Consider the following 1,149-nt stretch of genomic DNA (forward strand, 5'->3'; position numbering starts at 1 on the left):
CTCCCCTTATATGAACACCGCCCCGGATGCAAAGGTCTGAAGTAGTTTCATGGCGTCTTAGAATCGGCTGCGGTCTTATATCCGGCCTTGTGCGGATCTGGCCGCGGGCCTCAATGGAAGCAGCTGGGAACGTCCTCATCTCTCCCGCGGGCTCATGGCCCAAGGGGAGTACCAGGTTTGGGCTCCCACGGTCCGACCTGTTTCGCCATTGACTTGTCTCTCGCCTGTGCAGCCGTGAAGGGTATCCAAGGGGGGGGGCAGCGATCCAGCCTGAGTCCTTTCAGGCGGGTCGCTGGCTCACATAGCCGGGATCATATTTTCGTCCATGGGCAAGCAGCGCCCAGGCCATTCGAGCCATCTTGTTGGCCAGGGCCACTATCACCACATTCGTGGGGCGTCGCGCCAGCAAAGCGTCGGCCCACGCCGGCCGGTGCCTCGAGCGCGTCAGCACGACGCGCGCCCCATGGATCAGTAGTCGTCGCAAGTACGGATCACCGCGTTTGCTGATGTGCCCAAGACGCACACTCCCGCCCGTGCCAGACTGAGTGGGAACCAACCCCAGGCTGGCCGCGAAGGCTTTGCCTGAGCGGAAGGCCTGGGCAGAGCCCATGGTCGCGACCAGTGCGGTGGCGGTGATCGCGCCGATGCCAGGGATTTCCTCCACGGTTTGGGCGGCAGGCTCGCATTGAAGCCACGCCGTGATGTCCCGCTCCAGCAGCTGGATCTGCTCATCGAGTTGACGCAACGCCATCAGTTGCCGCTCGATGGCCCGCAACAGCGTGGGAGGAATGGCCTGCTCGATCTCGGCCCGGCGTTGGCGTAGCTCGGCGAGCAAGGCCATGCGCCCCTTGGCAAAGCACAGACCAAATTCGCCGAACAATCCCCGCAGTTGATTGCATTCCCGGGTGCGTGTCTGCACCAGACCCTCGCGTATCCGGTGCAGTGCCAGCAAAGCCTGCTGCGCTTCGCTCTTGACGGCCACGGCCGGCATGTCGGGTTGTTGTGCTGCCGTCCAGATTGCCCGGGCGTCGGCCGCGTCCGTCTTGTTGGTACGAACGAACGCGCGCACGTAGCGTGGGTGGATCAGGACCGGCTGATGGCCAAGACTCTGGAGCTTGCGCGCCCACCAGTGTGCGCCGCCACACGCCT

Annotated in this window: 1 protein-coding gene; it reads right to left on the minus strand. The window is 64.0% G+C overall.

Annotated elements, in window-relative coordinates:
• Positions 1–280 precede the first annotated feature (280 nt).
• Positions 281–1,149: IS110 family transposase (locus tag B552_RS0121665; protein ID WP_019451154.1), on the minus strand; the 869-nt coding region annotated here is incomplete at its 5' end.

The organism is Cupriavidus sp. BIS7, from assembly GCF_000292345.1.
GTDB lineage: Bacteria > Pseudomonadota > Gammaproteobacteria > Burkholderiales > Burkholderiaceae > Cupriavidus.